Source organism: Nitrosophilus kaiyonis, from assembly GCF_027943725.1.
Taxonomy (GTDB): Bacteria; Campylobacterota; Campylobacteria; order Campylobacterales; family Nitratiruptoraceae; genus Nitrosophilus_A; species Nitrosophilus_A kaiyonis.
The window spans coordinates 649,363-668,193 of record NZ_AP025696.1 but is presented as its reverse complement, the minus strand read 5'-3'; the positions used below and the strand labels follow the sequence as shown (position 1 = coordinate 668,193).

At 29.9% G+C, this 18,831-nt stretch carries 24 protein-coding genes; 12 read left to right on the top strand and 12 right to left on the bottom strand.

Features of this window, described 5'->3' with window-relative positions; all coding sequences use genetic code 11:
* Positions 1-72 precede the first annotated feature (72 nt).
* The 6 genes from rplT (at position 73) to QML81_RS03400 (ending at position 5,417) form a co-directional block, all read left to right on the top strand.
* On the top strand, positions 73-423 hold the full coding sequence (gene rplT, locus QML81_RS03425; protein WP_281951788.1) for a 50S ribosomal protein L20: 351 nt from the start codon (positions 73-75) through the stop codon (positions 421-423).
* Positions 424-561: 138 nt separating this feature from the next.
* Positions 562-1,437 carry a YfdX family protein gene (locus QML81_RS03420; protein WP_281951787.1) on the top strand — a complete coding sequence of 292 codons (876 nt, stop codon included), beginning with the start codon at positions 562-564 and terminating at the stop codon, positions 1,435-1,437.
* A 13-nt stretch (positions 1,438-1,450) separates the two neighbouring features.
* Positions 1,451-1,897, top strand: coding sequence for a DUF1931 family protein (locus tag QML81_RS03415; RefSeq protein WP_281951786.1), 447 nt, complete (start codon positions 1,451-1,453; stop codon positions 1,895-1,897).
* Between the two features lie 9 nt (positions 1,898-1,906).
* Positions 1,907-2,473 (top strand): HdeD family acid-resistance protein, encoded by a 567-nt coding sequence (locus QML81_RS03410; RefSeq protein WP_281951785.1) that lies wholly within the window; start codon positions 1,907-1,909, stop codon positions 2,471-2,473.
* A gap of 104 nt (positions 2,474-2,577) precedes the next feature.
* Positions 2,578-4,434 (top strand): DUF505 domain-containing protein, encoded by a 1,857-nt coding sequence (locus QML81_RS03405; protein ID WP_281951784.1) that lies wholly within the window; start codon positions 2,578-2,580, stop codon positions 4,432-4,434.
* Between the two features lie 350 nt (positions 4,435-4,784).
* Entirely contained in the window at positions 4,785-5,417 is a 633-nt protein-coding gene (locus tag QML81_RS03400; RefSeq protein WP_345741158.1) for a peroxiredoxin, read from the top strand.
* Between the two features lie 194 nt (positions 5,418-5,611).
* Here QML81_RS03400 and QML81_RS03395 read toward each other — a convergent pair whose 3' ends face one another.
* The 5 genes from QML81_RS03395 to sufB all read right to left on the bottom strand — a co-directional run bounded on the left by QML81_RS03395 (position 5,612) and on the right by sufB (position 10,027).
* Positions 5,612-5,932, bottom strand: a complete 321-nt coding sequence (locus QML81_RS03395) for an iron-sulfur cluster assembly protein (RefSeq protein WP_281951782.1) — start codon at positions 5,930-5,932, stop codon at positions 5,612-5,614.
* Between the two features lie 210 nt (positions 5,933-6,142).
* A complete protein-coding gene (locus QML81_RS03390) occupies positions 6,143-6,574 on the bottom strand; it encodes a SufE family protein (RefSeq protein ID WP_281951781.1) in 432 nt (143 codons plus the stop codon).
* A gap of 92 nt (positions 6,575-6,666) precedes the next feature.
* Entirely contained in the window at positions 6,667-7,842 is a 1,176-nt protein-coding gene (locus QML81_RS03385) for a SufD family Fe-S cluster assembly protein (protein ID WP_281951780.1), read from the bottom strand.
* Positions 7,839-8,591, bottom strand: a complete 753-nt coding sequence (gene sufC, locus QML81_RS03380; protein ID WP_345741146.1) for a Fe-S cluster assembly ATPase SufC — start codon at positions 8,589-8,591, stop codon at positions 7,839-7,841. Before sufC ends, QML81_RS03385 begins: the two co-directional genes overlap by 4 nt.
* The gene (gene sufB, locus QML81_RS03375) at positions 8,588-10,027 is read right to left on the bottom strand and encodes a Fe-S cluster assembly protein SufB (RefSeq protein ID WP_281951778.1); all 1,440 of its coding nucleotides are present in this window, start codon (positions 10,025-10,027) and stop codon (positions 8,588-8,590) included. The genes sufC and sufB overlap by 4 nt, the downstream gene beginning before the upstream one ends.
* A gap of 212 nt (positions 10,028-10,239) precedes the next feature.
* Here sufB and QML81_RS03370 point away from each other — a divergent pair, with 212 nt between their 5' ends.
* From QML81_RS03370 to QML81_RS03345, 6 genes are read left to right on the top strand one after another with little or no spacing between them, the layout of a single operon-like run.
* The gene (locus tag QML81_RS03370; RefSeq protein ID WP_281951777.1) at positions 10,240-10,491 is read left to right on the top strand and encodes a ribbon-helix-helix domain-containing protein; all 252 of its coding nucleotides are present in this window, start codon (positions 10,240-10,242) and stop codon (positions 10,489-10,491) included.
* Positions 10,488-10,922 (top strand): type II toxin-antitoxin system VapC family toxin, encoded by a 435-nt coding sequence (locus tag QML81_RS03365; RefSeq protein ID WP_281951776.1) that lies wholly within the window; start codon positions 10,488-10,490, stop codon positions 10,920-10,922. Before QML81_RS03370 ends, QML81_RS03365 begins: the two co-directional genes overlap by 4 nt.
* 20 nt (positions 10,923-10,942) lie before the next feature.
* Complete coding sequence (locus tag QML81_RS03360; protein WP_281951775.1) at positions 10,943-11,164, top strand: hypothetical protein; 222 nt, start codon at positions 10,943-10,945, stop codon at positions 11,162-11,164.
* Between the two features lie 3 nt (positions 11,165-11,167).
* The gene (locus QML81_RS03355; protein WP_281951774.1) at positions 11,168-11,908 is read left to right on the top strand and encodes an SIR2 family NAD-dependent protein deacylase; all 741 of its coding nucleotides are present in this window, start codon (positions 11,168-11,170) and stop codon (positions 11,906-11,908) included.
* Positions 11,880-12,731, top strand: coding sequence for a VIT1/CCC1 transporter family protein (locus tag QML81_RS03350; RefSeq protein ID WP_281951773.1), 852 nt, complete (start codon positions 11,880-11,882; stop codon positions 12,729-12,731). Before QML81_RS03355 ends, QML81_RS03350 begins: the two co-directional genes overlap by 29 nt.
* Positions 12,728-13,303 carry a DedA family protein gene (locus QML81_RS03345; RefSeq protein WP_281951772.1) on the top strand — a complete coding sequence of 192 codons (576 nt, stop codon included), beginning with the start codon at positions 12,728-12,730 and terminating at the stop codon, positions 13,301-13,303. Before QML81_RS03350 ends, QML81_RS03345 begins: the two co-directional genes overlap by 4 nt.
* A gap of 10 nt (positions 13,304-13,313) precedes the next feature.
* On the opposite strand, the gene feoB is transcribed toward QML81_RS03345, so the two are convergent.
* The 7 genes from feoB to QML81_RS03310 form a co-directional block, all read right to left on the bottom strand.
* Positions 13,314-15,431, bottom strand: coding sequence for a ferrous iron transport protein B (gene feoB / locus QML81_RS03340; protein ID WP_281951771.1), 2,118 nt, complete (start codon positions 15,429-15,431; stop codon positions 13,314-13,316).
* Positions 15,428-15,673 carry a FeoA family protein gene (locus tag QML81_RS03335; protein ID WP_281951770.1) on the bottom strand — a complete coding sequence of 82 codons (246 nt, stop codon included), beginning with the start codon at positions 15,671-15,673 and terminating at the stop codon, positions 15,428-15,430. Before QML81_RS03335 ends, feoB begins: the two co-directional genes overlap by 4 nt.
* Positions 15,670-15,984 carry a hypothetical protein gene (locus QML81_RS03330; protein ID WP_281951769.1) on the bottom strand — a complete coding sequence of 105 codons (315 nt, stop codon included), beginning with the start codon at positions 15,982-15,984 and terminating at the stop codon, positions 15,670-15,672. Before QML81_RS03330 ends, QML81_RS03335 begins: the two co-directional genes overlap by 4 nt.
* The gene (locus QML81_RS03325) at positions 15,975-16,466 is read right to left on the bottom strand and encodes a permease (RefSeq protein ID WP_281951768.1); all 492 of its coding nucleotides are present in this window, start codon (positions 16,464-16,466) and stop codon (positions 15,975-15,977) included. The genes QML81_RS03330 and QML81_RS03325 overlap by 10 nt, the downstream gene beginning before the upstream one ends.
* Positions 16,463-16,882, bottom strand: coding sequence for a permease (locus QML81_RS03320; protein ID WP_281951767.1), 420 nt, complete (start codon positions 16,880-16,882; stop codon positions 16,463-16,465). Before QML81_RS03320 ends, QML81_RS03325 begins: the two co-directional genes overlap by 4 nt.
* A gap of 9 nt (positions 16,883-16,891) precedes the next feature.
* The gene (locus QML81_RS03315; RefSeq protein WP_281951766.1) at positions 16,892-17,638 is read right to left on the bottom strand and encodes a sulfite exporter TauE/SafE family protein; all 747 of its coding nucleotides are present in this window, start codon (positions 17,636-17,638) and stop codon (positions 16,892-16,894) included.
* Positions 17,639-17,922: 284 nt separating this feature from the next.
* A complete protein-coding gene (locus tag QML81_RS03310; protein WP_281951765.1) occupies positions 17,923-18,813 on the bottom strand; it encodes a cation diffusion facilitator family transporter in 891 nt (296 codons plus the stop codon).
* Positions 18,814-18,831 lie beyond the last annotated feature (18 nt).

Here is an 18,831-nt window from a genome sequence, read left to right as displayed (position 1 = left end):
CGGTTACTCCACCCATTAGGGTTAAGTCCACATATGTGGCACCTAAAAATTTAAAAGGTAAAGGGAGAAAAAATGAGAGTAAAAACTGGAATAGTTAGAAGAAGAAGACATAAAAAGATATTAAAACTTGCAAAAGGTTTCTATAGCGGTAGAAGAAAACATTTTAGAAAAGCTAAAGAGCAGTTAGAGAGATCTTTAGTATACGCATATAGAGATAGAAAGCAAAAAAAGAGAGATTTTAGAAAACTTTGGATAACAAGAATAAATGCGGCTTGTAGACTAAATGATATTAGTTATTCAAGATTTATTCATGGACTCAAAAAAGCTGGCATCGAACTTGATAGAAAAATCTTGGCAGATTTAGCGATGAATGAGCCTGAAAGCTTCTCTAAAATCGTAGAAAAAGCAAAAGCAGCTCTTTAAGAGCCTTTTGCTTATCCTCTCAAAATTAAACTCCTTCAAAAATATTTAATATCTATTCAATCTGCAACTAAAGTAGCTGTCAAAAATATTTAATAATATTAAAATTCTATCAGCCACAAAAATTTAGGGAGGTTGATAGTGAAAAAATTTCTAATTAGTATTGCTACTGCTACACTTTTAGTAAATGGAGCTTTTGCTTCTGTTGCTAGTAAAGCTGAATCCAATAAAGCTATCTCTCAAGCAAAAACTAAAGTGAAAAAAGAGCAAAAAGAGCTCAAAATCGTTCAAGAGGCTGTTGATGCAGTAACATTAACCAATAAGGTACTCGCAGAGCTTGAAAAAGGAAATAAAGATCAAGCTATAAAATATCTTGAAGATGCTATTGGAAAACTAGAAGTAGTTCTTTCTACGCCAAACGCTCCTGCACTTATTCCAATAAATAGTTCTATTGAGGTAGTTGATTTTCCAGGAACATTGCAAGATATTAAAACTGCAATTATTAGTGTAAAAGCATTACTTAAAGAAAACAGAATTCAAGAAGCAAGAAGAATTCTTGATACTCTTAGAAGCGAAATTGTTTTTAAAGTAATTAATTTACCTTTAGCTTCCTATCCAGCAGCACTAAAACTTGCAGCAAAATTTTTGCATGAAAATAGAGTTGATGAAGCTAAAATTGTTCTAAATCAGGCATTAACAACTTTTGTAGAAGTTGATGTTATAACACCAATTCCACTATTGCAAGCGATTCACCTTGTTGAAGTGGCAAAAGATGCGGCAAAAAAAGATAAGAAAAAAGCATTAGATATGCTTGCAGAAGCAAAAAAAGATATAAAAAGGGCTGAAGCTCTTGGATATACCAGTGATTCAGACACCACATACAAAATGCTTAATGAGTTGATTGAAAAGGTTGAAAAAGAGATTAAAGGTAAAAATGAAGCTCAAAAACTGTTTGAAGAGCTATTAGAAAAACTAAAAGAGTTCAAAGAAAAAGCTGTTAAAAAGATTAATAAATAAAAAGGAGTAGAAAATGGCAGTAGTTGGATTTCATCATTTAGAAGAGCTTTTTAGAAAAGGAGCTGGTCTTGATATTAAAAAAGGACATGCAAAAGATGTAACAGATATTGTTGAACAAAAGTTGTATGATCTTTTGCTTATGGGACAAAAAGCGGCAAAATATAATGGACGAGATGTTATCTGGAAATATGATCTTCCTATAACTAAAGGATTGGAAGAGAGCATTAATGAGTTTAAAAAGCTTGAACAAGAGATAGAACTTAAAGATATCTTAGAACGTCTTGCAACTTATCCTCCACTTCTAGAATTGGAAGCAGAACTTGAAAAGAGCCTTCCTGAAATGGTTGGTGGTTTAACACTTGTTTTAGCACGAATTATGAAAAAGCTTGATGAAGAAAATAGAGCTGTAACACATGAGCTTATTGAAAAAGCAAAAAGTGTTATGGATTTGACATTATAGGAGTTTAAGATGGTTGGTTATCAAAATATGCTCAATAATAAAGAGCTTTTGAAAAAATTTGAAAAGAACACCAAAATTGCTGGAGTGATTTTTCTTCTGTTAGGTCTTGTCGGGATTTTCTATCCCGCTTTAATGAGTTTGACAACTGCTTACTTTGTTGCATTTTTGTTCATATTCAGTGGAATTACAATCGGATATCATACTTGGCAGACAGATAAAAAAGATTGGCTTGGATGGCTTAAAGCCTTTATCTATTTTGTGACTGGAGCAATGGTTATCTTTTTCCCACTTCCTGGAGTTGCAGCACTTGGAATCATTTTGGCAATCTATTTTTTTATGGATGGATTTGCATCATTTGCTCTTGCTGGACAGATGAAAGGAGAGAATAAATTTTGGTGGCTCATTTTACTCAATGGGATTCTATCTATTATTATAGGAGTTATCTTTTTAGTAGGGTGGCCGTTTAGCTCTCTATTTTTGGTAGGACTTTTTGTAGGAATTAGCCTTTTCTTTGATGGTATTGTGCTTCTTACAATGAGCTCGCAAATCAAAAAATTAGAAGATAACAATTCTTAATCTTCATATTATTGAAGGGGTTCTTTTCCCCTTTTTGCTACATTTGTTGCTGAAAATTTACACAATTCCCTATAAACTTATATAAAAAATCAAAGGAGAAAAGTATGGTTATTAAAAAAGAGGCAGCGAAAATATTATTAGCACTTCATAGAAGTGATGATAAAACTATTAATGTTGATAAACTCAATCAAGAAGCTGTAGAAGAGCTTAATTTATCCGGACTTGTTCGATTTCCAATACCTGCAAAAATAGAACTTACCTATAGCGGTTCAATAGTAGCACAAATTTTGGCTGATATTGAAAGAGATATAGATAATATTGAAGATTGGAAAGATAATTTTAAATGGGTTAGTTCTGAAGTGATTGCGATGATTGATGCTGCGATCAAAGGGAAAAAGAGAACCACAAAAGTAAGTGATCAAGAACTTTCAAAAAGAGGATTTGCAAAGAATGGCGAACTAACACAAGCAGCACTTGATCTTTTTAATGCTTATAATAATAGTAACCCAGAGCTCATTATAGATGCAAAATTGGCTGAATTTATAAGAAAATCTCCAATGGGTCCAACTGATACTAATTATCTTCCAATTGAAAGAAATTATAAAGATCTATTAGAAGCAATGCGTCTTATTGCCTATTCTATTCCATATGGAGACTTTTTTACATTCACTGAACTTGGACAAGCTGTTAAAGATACACTCACATATGGAGGCTGGGCAAGTGAAGGAAGCGTTTTGGATATCTCTATTTTAGAGTCTATTGCAAAAGTTGCAGATGGAGAAGAGGTTGAAGTAGATACACTTCTACAATTAGAGGCTTTGGGATACGTAAGCAATGTAGATACTCTAACAAAAGCTGGAAAAAAAGCCTTAGAAGTCTATCGCATTTTTAAAGATAAAACAGAAAAGCCATTTTACTCTTTTGCTATTGAAAAAGAGGAAGTTGAAACTCTTAAAACAATTGATCAAATTTGGAAAGAGAAATATACATCTAATCCTGAAGAGGTAGCAAATTTTGATGAGATAAAAAAAGAGCTTGTAGATAGAAAAGTAAGAGAATATAAAAATATTTTGGAAAAATATGGCAGACGTCTTGATGAGATGCCAAAGAAAAAACAAGAGATTGCAAAAAAGTTTGGTGAAGCTAAAGATATGACAAAATGGTTTGAAGAAAACTTTGATTTAAGAGAATATCTATATAATCTAGAAGCATTTGGACTTATTAAAGAGGGTATAGATAGTAAAGGTAGAGCAGTATATTATGTAACAGAAAATGGACAAAAAGTAATAGAAGATCAAGCAGATGAGCGAAGTATTCACTCTTGGAGTGTAAAAACTTTAACAATATCCAATAAAATCTTTAGCTCCCCAAATAAAGAGTGGATAGAAGAGGCAAGAAAAGAACGTATTTTAGGAACTTTTGAGCCAAGTAAATCAGGACTTCTTTATGAAGAGCTTGCAAGTAGTAAAAAACTACCTTTTATAACACGTTATGAAATGGATATATTTAAAATGATTCCTGATGCAGGTATAACTTGTGAAGACATTTTAAATGAAAACTTACATGAAGATGAGTATTTTCATAGAAAAGAGGCTCTTGATAAATTAGAGGCAAAAGGGTTTATTGAAATACTACCAGATGGTCATATTATAGAAACTGAGTATGGAAAATTGATGGATGAAGCATTAAGCGGAGTACCTGAAGGATTTGGTGCACCTATTAATCCAATTATCTATAGAGTTATAAAAGCAATTGCTGAAACTGGAAATATGTATGTAAAAGAGCAAAAGGTACGCATGCTCCCTGAAAATATTAAAGAAGCTATTAAAAAAAGTGGGTTAACTAAAGAGAGCTTTGAAAAAGCATATATTGCTGCTAAAGAAGCAAAATTTCTTGGTAAAAATAGTGTCAATGAAGCTGGATTAAAAATTCTTAAAGCAATTGAAATATTTAATGGTTGATTTCTTTTATTATAATCTTAAGTTTATATAAGTTTTGTAAAGATATACTTAAATAGGTGGTTTTAGATCTTTTTGCTACTAAAGTAGCAGACAAATTGATTTAAAAAGTATAAAATATTATAAATAAAATTGCTAAAGGAGGCAAAATGGGCTGGAAAGAGGATATTAAAAAAAGAGTTGAAGAGATAGTTGAAAGTCAAAAAGATGTTGCAAAAAAGATTGCCTCTCTTGTTGAAGATCAGTATGAAGAGATTAAAAAAAGAGCAAATATTCAAAAAAAAGAGTTTGAAGATGTTGTAAAAGAGTTTTTAGAAGTTGCAACAAAACAATTTAAAAAAGAGGAGGGTAAAATGGGAATGCCACTACTTGGAGATAAATTTCCTACAATAGAAGTTCAAACAACACATGGGAAAATGACAATACCAGAGGATTTAAAAGGTAAATGGACTGTGCTTTTTAGTCATCCAGCAGATTTTACACCTGTATGTACAACAGAGTTTGTTAGCTTTCAAAAACACAAAAAAGAGTTTGATGAGATAAATACTCAGCTTATAGGATTATCAATTGACCAAGTATTTTCACATATTAAATGGATTGAGTGGATAAAAGAAAAATTAGATATAGAGATTGAGTTTCCAATCATTGCTGCAACTGATACACTTGCTGCACAAATCGGAATGGTTCACCCAGGAAAAGGAACAAATACAGTTAGAGCTGTATTTATAATTGACCCTGAAGGTATTATTAGAACAATTCTTTACTATCCACAAGAGATAGGAAGAAATATCTCTGAGATTGTAAGAGCAGTAAAAGCACTTCAAAAAAGTGATGCTGAAGGTGTTGCAACTCCAGCTAACTGGCCAGAAAACGAACTAATTAAAGATAGAGTAATAATTCCGCCTGCAACAGATTGTGAGACTGCTGAAAAAAGAACTAAAGAGTATGAATGTTATGATTGGTGGTTCTGCCATAAAGAGTCTTAATACCTTCGGCCTTTTGGCCGAGATTAAACCCAAATTTTGCAATAAAATTTGTTGCAGTAATACTTATGCTTGAGAATTAGAAACTTTTAAAAATTTTGAAGGCCTATCTACAATGTGATAAGTCAAAAAATTTTTTAAAGTTTATAAACTCAATGATAAGTGTTAATATAATGAATTATATTGCAAAATTTGGGTTAAAGCATTCCAAGTTGAAGTTTAGCTTCATCACTCATTTTTGATTTATCCCAAGGTGGATTAAATACCAAATTTACTTCTAAATCTTCAATACCTTCAACTTTGTTTTTAATATTTTTTACAAGCTCTACAATTGATTCTGCAGCAGGACAAAAAGCACTTGTTAGAGTCATATCTATTTTACATTTTGCTCCATGATCACCCTCTTTGCAATCAATATCATATATAAGACCTAAATCATATATATTAACTGGTATTTCAGGGTCATATATCTTTTTTAACTCTTCAATAATCTGCTCTTTAATCTTTTTTAAATCCAATGCTACTCCTTATAATATAGTGATTAGTAATGAGTGATGAGTAATCAGTAAATTGTGACTGGAATTTGGAATTTACTTTTCCTTCTACCTTCTCCCTTCATCCTTTTTCCTCAAAACTAACCGAAAATCTTCGCTTGCTTCACACACTTCAACCTTCAACCTTAATCTACCTACTATTACCAATTTTTACTAATGACTAATGTCCAATGACTAATGACTTTTCTCTTTACACTTTTTAGCAAAAGCATATATTCTATTTAAAAAAGCTTCCATACTCTGAAGTCTCGTTGGACTTAAAATTTTATCAAATCCAAGCTCAAATAGCTTTTTTGGATCAAAATTTAATATCTCATCAGGTGTTCTATCATTAAAAATCTTTAATAAAAGCGGGATCATCCCTTTTGCTAATGATGAACTTCCTTCAACTCTAAAATGCACTTTTCCATCTTTGCACTCTTCAATCATCCAAGCAGGAGAAGAGCATCCTTTTATTAACGTTTGTTCATTTTTCTCTTCTGGTTTTAAAGTCATTTCATTTTGTTTACCAAGCTCTAAAATATACTCAACTATTGCATCAGGATCACCAAGCAGCTCAAAATCCTCTTTTATCTCATTTAATACTTCATCCATACTCTTTTGCATTATTTATCCTTTAATAATCAATATTAAGAGTTAAGTGCTAAGCATTAAGTAATAAAGAAAAATTCTTAAATCTTAATTCTTAATACTTAGCACTATTTTGTGTCTCTATTATAAATCTCTTCAAATCTTTTATAAATTTCATTCTGTTTTTTTTCATCTTTAATACTATTAATAACCTCTTTCATAAATCCAAGAACTATCATTTTTCTTGCCTCATTTTCTCTTATCCCTCTTGCTCTAATATAAAAAAGCTCTTCAGGATCTATTTGGCCCGTAGTTGAACCATGGCTTGCTTCAAGTTCATCTATATAAATTTCAAGCTGAGGCTTTGATACCATATATGCTTTATCGTTTAATAAAATCGATTTATTGTTTTGATGTGCAATTGCACCTTTTGCTTTTGTTTCTACTTTAATCAAAGCATCAAAAATAGCAGTAGATCTATCTTTTAATACATGTCTTGCCTCTTGGTTAGTTTTTGCATTTTCTTTTATATGAGAAATTTTTATATTGTTTGCTCTAATTGCATTATTATCTGTATAGACAAGATGTTTTGCATCACAGATTGAGTCTTTATGGATATCAATTTTTAAATTGTGACAGATTTTACCTTCGCCTATATCAAAACTTTTTATATCAAATTTTGCCTCATCTTCTACGTTGATAAAATGTGAAGCAACCATATTATAACTTTTTTCAAACTCATCTTGAACTCTGATAAATTCTAAATAACTTTTATCTTCTATATTTATATCCCATCCATAAAATATAAGACCACTGTTTAGTCTGTCTTCAAAATCTTCATAAAGTGTAACTTTTGCACCATTTTTTATATTTAAATTTATTCTATATGGCAAAAGTTTTTCATTTTGTAAAAATATATGTTTTAGATTTAAAACCATATCTTTATCAACATCAATCTTTATAATTTTTTGACTTAATAGATGATTTATATAATAAATCTGATCAAAATGGTTTTTGCATATATCAATCTCATCTACAATATTAACTTTTAAATCTTTTGGAGCACTAACTATAGCTCCATCTTCTATAATTAAATCTCCCTCTTTTATTGTAGATGTTATAGGAGAATAAATCTCAAATTCATTTGATAATAGATAAAAAAGATTAAAATATCTATAATGTTCACTCTTTTTAAAATTGACTCCTAAAGAGCTAAGAGCAACAGCTGATGTGGTTTTTGTTTTTTCTTTATTTGATAAATCTAAAATAGAGCCTATATCCATTTTTGATAGAGCTACTTTCATTTTGCTTCCTCTATAATCTTATATCCCTCTTTTTCAAGCTCTTTTACAAGTGAGAAGTCTCCAGTTTTTACAACTTTTCCATCCATCATTACATGAACAAAATCTGGCTCAACATAATCAAGGATTCTTGAATAGTGAGTAATAATTAAAAATGTCTTATCTGGCCCTTTTATTTTATTTATCCCTTCACTAACAGCTTTAAGCGCATCTATATCAAGTCCAGAATCGATCTCATCCAAAATTATTAAATCAGGATCAAGCATTAGCATCTGTAAAATTTCATTTCTTTTTTTCTCGCCACCACTAAATCCCTCATTTAAACTTCTATTTAACATCTCTGGTTTCATTCCAAGAAGTTTTGCATACTCTCTTGCCATCTTTAAAAACTCAGCTGGATTTAAAGGCTCTTTTCCTTCATATTCTCTTTTTGCATTAACAGCTGTTCTTAAAAAGTATGCATTTGTTACACCTGGAACCTCAACAGGGTTTTGAAAGCTCATAAATATCCCTCTTAGAGCTCTCTCTTCTGGTGTTAAATCCAATATACTCTCACCTTTATAAATAATATCTCCATTAGTTACCTCAACATCATAATGGCCTACTATCGTTTTTGAAAGAGTTGATTTACCGGCCCCGTTTGGCCCCATAATGGTATGAACTTTTCCTTTTTGAAGCTCTAAGTTTACCCCTTTTAAAATCTCTTTTTCACCTATTTTTGCATGTAAATTTTTTATCTCCATCATTATCATCCTACACTTCCTTCTAAAGTTAAATTTAATAGATCTTTTGCTTCAGCTGCAAACTCCATAGGAAGATTTGCCAAAACCTCTTTACAAAATCCATGAACTATCATACTTACAGCATCCTCTTCACTGATACCTCTTTGTCTTAAATAGAACAGTTGTTCATCACTTATTTTTGATGTTGTTGCCTCATGCTCTATAGTAGCAGATGCATTTTTTGACTCAAGATATGGAAAAGTATGAGCACCACATCTATCTCCTATCAATAAAGAATCACACTCACTATAATTTCTTGCATTTTGAGCACTTGATTGAATCTTTACAAGACCTCTATAGCTATTTTGCCCCTTCATTGCTGAAATACCTTTAGAGATAATTGTTGAAGAGGTATTTTTTCCAATATGTATCATCTTTGTTCCAGTATCTGCTTGTTGAGCTTTAGTTGTAATTGCTACTGAATAAAACTCTCCAACAGAGTTATCTCCTTTTAAAACACAGCTTGGATATTTCCATGTAATAGCTGAGCCAGTCTCTACTTGAGTCCAAGAGATTTTAGAGTTTTTACCAGCACACAAGCCTCTTTTTGTAACAAAGTTATATATTCCTCCACGACCCTCTTCATCTCCTGGATACCAGTTTTGAATAGTTGAATATTTAATCTCAGCATTATCTAAAGCGATTAATTCAACAACAGCTGCATGAAGCTGATTTTCATCTCTCATTGGAGCTGAACATCCTTCATTATAGCTTACATAACTTCCCTCATCTGCAATGATTAATGTTCTTTCAAACTGACCTGTATTTTGCGCATTTATCCTAAAATATGTAGAAAGCTCCAATGGACATCTAACTCCCTTTGGAATATATACGAAAGTCCCATCTGTAAAAACAGCAGAATTTAGCGCAGCAAAAAAGTTATCACTCATTGGAACAACACTAAACATATATTTTTGTACAAGTTCTGGATAATCTCTTATAGCCTCACTTATTGAGCAAAAGATTATTCCCATTTCATGAAGTTTTTCTTTAAAAGTTGTAGCAACACTTACACTATCAAAAACTGCATCAACTGCAACCCCAGCTAAAGCTTTTTGCTCTTCTAAAGGTATTCCAAGTTTTTCATAAGCTCTTAAAATTTCAGGGTCTACCTCATCTAAACTTTTTGGCTTTTTCTTTGGAGCTGCATAATAGCTAATCGATTGATAATCGATTGGCTCATATTTTAAATGTGCCCAGTGAGGCTCTTCCATCTTTTGCCATATATGATAAGCTTGAAGCCTCATATTGGTCATCCAATCTGGCTCACCCTTTTTCTTTGATAAAAAAACAATAATATCCTCATTCAATCCTGGAGGCGCAGTTTCTTCTTCGATATCTACGGTAAATCCTATATCATACTCTTTAGAAACAACCTCTTGTATCTTTTTCTCTTCACTACTCACAATATCTCCTTAAACCTCGAAATATGATTTCGAAGTTAGTTACAAATAAATTTTGTTTTAATATATCTCAAATAGGATAAAATTTATCTTAATTAAAATTTTAATAGTTTTATCGCCAAGATTTTATATGAAAGAAATATAGCTTTTAAAGCACTAATTGACATAATTCATATTAAAAGTTATAATTTTTTATATTCACTTTAGGAGAATTCATGGCAACTTTAGTTGATAAAACAAAAAGGGTTAGAGTAACTTTTACATTGCCAAAATATATTGTAGATATGATAGAGGATTTTTCTAAAAAAACTAATCAAAAAAAGAGTCAAATTGTATATAATGCAGTAGAGAGTTTTCTAAAAAAAGAGGCTATTTCAAAAAATGAAAAATTAAAAGCATTAGAAGATATTTCAGATATAATTGAAAAAGATATTTTTAAAGATAAAAAAATCCAAGAATTAATATGAGAATTTTTATTGATGCAAATATTATTTTAGATATCTTTTCTAAAGATAGAAAAAATCATATATATTCTAAAGAGATAATAAAATATTTATTAGAAAAAGAGTATGAACTTTATATCAGTTCAGATATGATAACCAATATTTTTTATATCCTAAAAAATAGATATAAATTAGAGTTTGAAAATGTTTTAAATATCATAGAAAATCTTTTAAAAATTTATAAAATTGTATATATTGATAAAGCAGATTTAGATATAGTAATAATTCTCTGTAAAAATAAGAAATTTTTAGATTTTGAAGATGCTTTACAATATGTTTGTGCAAAAAAAGAAGATTGTAAATTTATAATCACAAATAACAAAAAAGATTTTAAAAATAGTGATATAAAAACTCTATCTTCTTTGGAATTATTCAAAAAAATTGATAATTTTTAAAATCAACATTAGGAGTAGATATGCCACATCATAAACATCATGAAAAACTTCAAGCCCTTAAAGAAGCAATAGAGGCTAATCCAAAATTGAGCCAAGAAGAAAAATCAAATGCAATAGCCCACATAGAAGAGTGGTATGAAGAGGATAAGGCTCAAGGAATTTTATGGGATGAAATTAAAAACAAACTTTTAGAGATAAGCGAGAAACTCGGACCAATCTTAGATGAGCTTGGCTTTATGTAATATATGAAAATTTATATATTAAGTGGAGCAGGGCTTAGTAAGGATAGTGGAATCTCTACATTTAGAGAGAGTGGTGGACTTTGGAATAAATATGATATTTCAAAGGTTTGCTCACTTGAAGGTTGGCAAAAAGATAGAGATTTTGTTACAAAATTTTATGATAACAGAAGAATAGAGCTTAAAAATTTTAAGCCAAATCCTGCTCACTACTTTTTTGCTAAACTGGAAAAAAGATATAAAGATCATCTATTTCATCTAACTCAAAATGTTGATGATCTCCTTGAGCGAGCTGGTTGCAAAAATGTTATTCATCTTCATGGAACTTTAACCGATTTAAGATGTGAAGATTGTAAAAATATCTTTTATATAGGATATAGAGCTCAAAAAGAAAATGAAATCTGTCCAAAATGCAAATCAAAAAATATAAGACATAATGTTGTTATGTTTGGAGAGGTTGTTTTAAATTATAGATATCTATATACTCTTGCAAAAGAGGCAGATATTTTTATAGCTATTGGCACAAGTGGAAGGGTTATTGATATAGTAGATTTATCTAATGAATTTAAAACTACTATTTTAATAAATCCAAATAGAGAAAAGTATGTTACAATTTTTGGCGAGCATGAAAAGTATATTGATGAGTTTTTTGATATTTTTATACAAAAAAGAGCAGTTGATTCTCTAAAAGATTTGGAAAAATTATTAGGAAATTATGATGGAAGCTTTAAAACAGCAACAAAATGAGATAAATGACTTCTTTTTATATATGGAGCTTTCAAAACTTCAAAAGAATAAAAATAATAAAAAGATTTTACAAGAGATTGCCTTGCAAGAAAAGTCTCATTATGAATTTTGGAAAAAAATAACAAAAAAAGATTTAAAACCTCAAAAATGGCTAATTTTAATGTATATTTTTTTAGCAAAACTTTTTGGTATCTCTTTTACTTTGAAACTTCTTGAAAAAAATGAGGAAAAAGCTGAAGATTTTTACAAAAAGTTGATATTAAAATATCCACAGGCAAAAAAAATATATGAAGATGAAAAAACACATGAAATAAAACTTTTAAATATGTTAAATGACCAAAAACTTTTATATGCTGGAGCAGTTGTTCTTGGAATGAATGATGCATTAGTTGAGCTTACTGGAACATTAACAGGTATTGCTTTAGCATTTGATAACGCAAAATATGTAGGAATAACTGGAATGATAATGGGTATAGCAGCATCACTTTCAATGGCTGGAAGTGCCTATTTGGAAGCTAGAGAAAATGCAGACAGCACAATTGAGCCAAAAAAATATGCAATATACACAGGATTTGCATATATATTAACTACAGCTATTTTAGTTTCACCTTTTTTCTTAATAAAAAGTGCTAAAGTTGCTCTTGTTTTTATGTTTATTGGAGCAGTTGTCTCTATTCTTTTTTATAATTTTTATATATCTGTTGCAAAAGATGAGAATTTCAAAAAAAGAGTAGGGGAGATGTTTTTAATCACATTTGGTGTTGCTTTAATATCTTTTATTATAGGATATTTTGTAAATAAATATTTAGGAATAGAGATTTGATAGAGCAAATTATTCAATTTCTAATTCATTTAGCAGATTCACTTGGATATTTTGGAATTTATTTATATATGCTTCTTGTAGGAACATTTATCCCCGTTCCAAGTGAGATAATTCTGATTCCTTCTGGCTATTTAGCAAGCATTGGCCAAAAAAACTTTTTTTTATTATTGATAAGTGGAGCTTTTGGAAGTCTTAGCGGAGCACTTATAAACTACTATCTTGCTAAATGGATTATTCGTAGATATAAAGATAAAAAAATTATCCAAAAAACGATTCTATTTTTCAAACATCATGGAAATATCTCTGTTTTTTTAGCCCCTTTAACACCTGGACTTGGACAATATATATCAATACCTGCAGGAATATCCCATATGCCACTTTATAGATTTATTCCTTTAACATTTTTGGCAAATATAATCTGGGTTGGATTTATGCTTTTAATTGGTTATATTTTTGGTAAAGGAAAAGAGGCACATAGTGCCGAGATATGGTTTAGCCTCTTACTGCTTGGATTTGTAATAGTTACAGCAACTATATATGTTTTTAAAGAGTTAAAAAAAGAGAAAGTTTAAAAGCAAAAATCTATAAAAATATAATTGCAAAATTATAAATCATAAATGATACAATATATGCAATTATTGGCAAAAAGAGTATTTCAAATATCATTAAGCCCCATCCAAACTCATTTTTAATAGCAGCCATAGTTGAAACACAAGGAATATATAAAAGAACAAAAACAAGATAGCTATATGCTCCTAATGGAGTAAACTGATTTTTTATTTTTTGTTGCAGATTTGATGGCTGTTTTTCTGTTTTTAATGTAGTTACTTCTATAGAAAAAAGATTTTTTATAGATTCTAAAAAAGCGTTATATAAACTTTTAATCTGATCAATTAAATCGTTTAAAACTTCTCCTTTTGCTATAGGTTTTTGAGTAGATTCAACTCCATAAATTGTACCAAGTGAACCAATTACTACCTCTTTTGCCAAAGTTCCAGGAATCAAAGCAGCCACTGGCTCCCAATGCTCACCAAATCCTACAGGCTTAAATATTGGTGTAATCTTTTTTGAAATCTGAGCTAAATAGGATGTTTGAGGAGTAGAAGATGGTGGAAGATTTATAATAGCCCAAAGAATCATAGAAGCTGCTACTATCACAGTTCCAGCTCTAACTATAAAGTCTTTAAGTCTTGGCCACATCAAAACCCAAATAGCGCTCCATGTTGGCATGTGATATGTTGGAAGCTCTATAAAAAAAGGCTTAGCTTGAGTTTTTGGAAGAAGTTTGTTCGCTAAAAAAGCTGTTATAAAAGCTACTATAATTCCAAGAAAATATAATGAAAAAATAATAATTGCTTGATGTGAAGTAAAAAATAAAGAAGTAAAAAGTGCATATACAGGAAGTCTTGCGCTGCAACTCATAAATGGAATCATTAAAGTAGCTATAACTCTTTCTCTTAAAGTGCTCATTGTTCTTGTTGAATATACAGCTGGAACATTACATCCAAAACCAACAATCAAAGATATAAAAGCATTTCCTTTTATTCCAAGACCTGCAGCCAATCTATCCAATAAAAAGCTAACCCTTGCCATATAACCGCTCTCTTCCAAAACAGCCATAAAAAAGTATAAAAATGTTAAAAGAGGCAAAAAAGATAGAACAAGTCCTACACCACTAACAAGCCCATCAACTATCAAAGAGCTAAACCAAGGAGGAAAATTTATCATAACTGCTCTTAGATGCGGAGATATAAAATTTTCAAAAAATCCCCCCATCCAATCTACAAATGGAGAGCTTCCATCAAATGTTATTTTAAACATTAAAAACATCATAATAAAAAATATAGGAAGACCAAACCATCTATTTAAAACTAAATTATCTATCTTATCACTTAAAAGAACTCTATCAATCAATGGCTTTTTTAATATCTTATCTAAAATCTTGTCTATTTTTTGATATCTATCTTGAACAATAAACTCTTTTACGCTCATTTTGAAATGTTTTTCTAATCTTTTTCTTGCTTCTATTGCAGCCTCTATTACGCTTGGATCCATCCTTTTTACTCTTTTAATTGCAAACTCATCATTTTCTAAGAGTTTGATGGCAAAAAATCTTTTAAGTTTGCAATCTTCATTTTCCATTCTTTTTATTAAAAAATCTATCTCTTTTTCAATATGCTCTTGATAAGGAACTATTTTTGGTAAAGTTTTATTTTTAATAGCTTCAAAACTTTTCTTTATAAGTTTTTTTGTTCCAATGCCCTTTGAGCCAATTGTAGGTACACAAGGAATTCCAAGAATATTTTGCAGTTTTTCTATATCAAGCTCATATCCTCTTTTTGTGAATTCATCAAACATATTAAGTGCTAATACAAGAGGTTTTTGCATATCTATAAGTTCTAATGTAAGATAGAGATTTCTTCTAATATCGGTTGTATCTATAACATCAATTATTCCATCAATTTTTTGTGAGCAGATAACATCTCTTGTGATTTTTTCTTCAAGAGAGTAGGGTGTTAATGTATAGGCTCCAGGTAAGTCAATAAGATGAATTGTTTCGTTTTCATATATAAAAGTTACCTCTTTCTTTTCAACTGTTACTCCAGGCCAATTTCCAACTTGTAAATCGCTACCAGCTATCGCATTGATTAGTGCAGTTTTTCCAGTATTTGGATTTCCAACAAAAGCTATTGTTATCAATATCTTTCCTTAAAGGTCTCTACTTCTATTTTTTTTGCTTCACTTTTTCTAATAGCTATATGGGTATTTCCAATTTTAAGCTCAATTGGATCACCAAATGGAGCTATACGAACTACTTCTATTGGTGTTTTTGTTAATGCTCCAAGCTCCAATAATCTATCTTTAAGCTCTCCAATATTACCTATTTTTTTAATTATGCCTTTTTCTTTTGGTTTCATTTGGGAAAGTTTTTTTTGGCTCATTTTTTCTCTTCAAGGAGATTTTCAAAAGTTTTTGTTATCTCTTCTGAACTTACAAGTCCTTCTAACAAAATCTTATCATTAAGTGTAAGTGTTGGATCTTTTGCTACGCCTATCTCAATAGATTTTAAAGGATCTTTTTCATAATGAATTTTCAACCTCAAAGGCAGATGTTTCACAGCACAAACCAATCTTTTTGATAATTTCACTCTCTCAACATCACTTCCATGAATAGTCACTTCAAAAAGTGGATAATCTTTATCTTCATTTAATATTTCACCCTCTTTTAAAGGATAGCAATATTCTAAACCCACTCTTTTCCTTTCTCTATTTTTTCAACGATCATACCTTGTAAAACTGCTCCAATGATAATATATATGTTTAATACTATAGCAAACTTTAGCCCAAAATAATGAATCATTAAAGGCAAAATAGGAAGTTTTACTGCCCTTGCATAAAAAAACATTGCAATAAGGGAGTCTCTAAGCCCCTTTTTTTTCAAATCCTCTATCAATGGATACCACGCATACATAGGGCCATGACTTAAAATACCTGCAATTAAAGCTATAATCCAAGCTTTTATTCCCCTATCTTTTGATAGATGATAAGAGAGTTTTTTAGGTTTAAAAAAATAATTTATTAGTGCATTAAAAAATATAACTACCAATAAAATAGGCAAAATTTTTATTAAAACAGAAAATGACTCTTTTAAAGCCAATAAACTCTTTTGTGGAAAAAAATAAAATAGTAAAATATAAACTAAAACTACTAAAAACAGAAATCTAATCCCTCTCATTGTAAAAACTTTAATGTCCAAACTGTTGCTAAAGTTATTAAAAATGTAAAAATAAGTGCTAATATATTTCTAAAAACTGTAAATTTAGCACCAAGGACACTTGCTTCAAGAGGAAGCTGCACAATTCCAAGAGTAACCCAGGCTAAAATAAATGCAGTTACTCCATATAAAGATATACCACTATTTAATAACTCTCCCCCTAAAATATAGCTAATAAGAGCCTGCCCAACAGCAATAGCCCCAGTAAATAGTCCTATAAATGTATCAAGTATAGGATTTTTAGTAAAAAGTGATGAAAGTATATCAGGTGTTATAAAAACTTTAAAAATTCCTATAAGCCCTATAACAGCTAAAATCATTGGAGATATTTTGAAAAAATTTTTAAAAGAGTCTATAAGTTTATTTAAAAATCTCACTTTTTACCTTTAAACCAGTCTAAAAATCATTTTTATTCCTATTAAGTATAACAAGAATCCTATAATCTTTTTTATATGTTTTTGATTTAAGTGAAAATGCATTATATAATTGCCTATATATCCACCTAAAATTGCTGCAATTGTTACAATAAACAAAAGTAGCCAATCAATTTCTACAAAACTAAGATATGTTAAAAATGCACTAAAAGTTGAAAAAGGAATCACAAAGCTCATAGCAATAGCTACTTTTTTAGCATCAAATCCAAGAAGTATCAGTATTGGCATAAGCAAACTTCCACCACCAACACCTAAAAGCCCACTTATAACTCCTACAATAGATCCTAAAACTATCAATACCCATATTTTGACATAATGAAATTTTTGCTCCTTTCTTCCAAAAAGTAACATACTACCTGCAAAAAACAAAAAAGCAATAAATATAATCTTTACAAAGCTTTCTGGCACAATTTTCGAAAAGTATGCTCCAATTGGAGCAGCAAATGCTAAAGATATAGCAAGTGGAAAAGCAAATTTAATATCTAAAACTTTTCTTTTTAAATTCATAATAGTTGCAGTAACAGTTGTTGAGGTATTTACAAAAAGTCCAATTGCTTTAGATAGATTAAATTCCAATCCAAAAAAGTGAAGCACTGGCACCAATGCTATAGCACTTCCAACTCCACCCATTGCAAAAAGAGTAGAAAGAACCAATGTTAAAAAAAAGTATATTGCATAATAAATAATCTCGTTACCCATTTTATAATTTTATCTCCTTAATTTTTACACCTTTGAAATAATACATGAGATTTAACAGGCCTCCCTAAATATATTTAGCTTCAAATTCTTATTTTGTAAGCCATACTCTAGTCTTATTTATGCTATCTGTTTTTGAATTTGATATTCATAACTTTTAATTTATTTTTTGCATAAGCTTGAATATCTATTAAAACCCTATTTTTATGCCCTTTCATTTATCATTATCAAAACTTCTCAAACATACATCAAAATTCTTTTTTTCTTTTAGTACATAAAAATAACTTTTAAACCACTATAGCTTTATTATCTTCTCTTTGAAACTCTGGCTGTAATGTGACATGAGAAATATGAAATTTTTTAAAAAGAAGTTTCTCTATATCAATAATTATTTGTGTTACCTCTTTTAAAGATAGATTTTTTTTAAAATCGATGTGTGCTTCTAAAAAAATATCATGCTCTCCCAATCTCCAGATATGGATATGATGAATGTTCTCCACCTCTTTTATCTTTTTTACTTCATCTGCAATCTTTTCTATATCTATAGATTTTGGAGCAAACTCCATCAAAATAGTGATAGATTCTTTTATAATATCAATTGAAGCAAATATCAGATAAAAAGCTATTAAAAGAGAAATAGCTGGGTCGACCCAGTAGATTTTATAAAACTGCATAAGTAAACCACCTATTACAACAGCAATAGATGTAAAAACATCTGTTAAAAGATGTAAATAGGCAGCTTTTATATTAATATTTTTTTCTGAATCTTTTTTGACAAATAAAACACTAAGAGTATTTAAAAGGATACTTAAAATTCCAAGCCAAATAACCCATAATGAATCAACACTTTGTGGATAAAAAAATTTATGAAATGATTCTACTATTAAAAAAATAGCAATCCCAAGAAGCAGTGAGGCATTAAACAAAGCTGCAATTATCTCTGCTCTTTTTAGGCCAAAAGTATAGCTTTTAGTTGATGGTTTTTTAGCTATTTTATTTGCGGCCCATGCAATAACTAAAGTAAGAACATCACTCAGATTATGCATAGCATCACTAAGAAGTGATAAAGAGTTTGCATATATTCCACCCACTATTTGGGAGAGTGTAATGATAATATTTAAGATAATGGTGATAAAAAGATTTTTACCTTCTACATGGTGATGATGGTGATATCCCATTTATATCTCTTTTTAAAA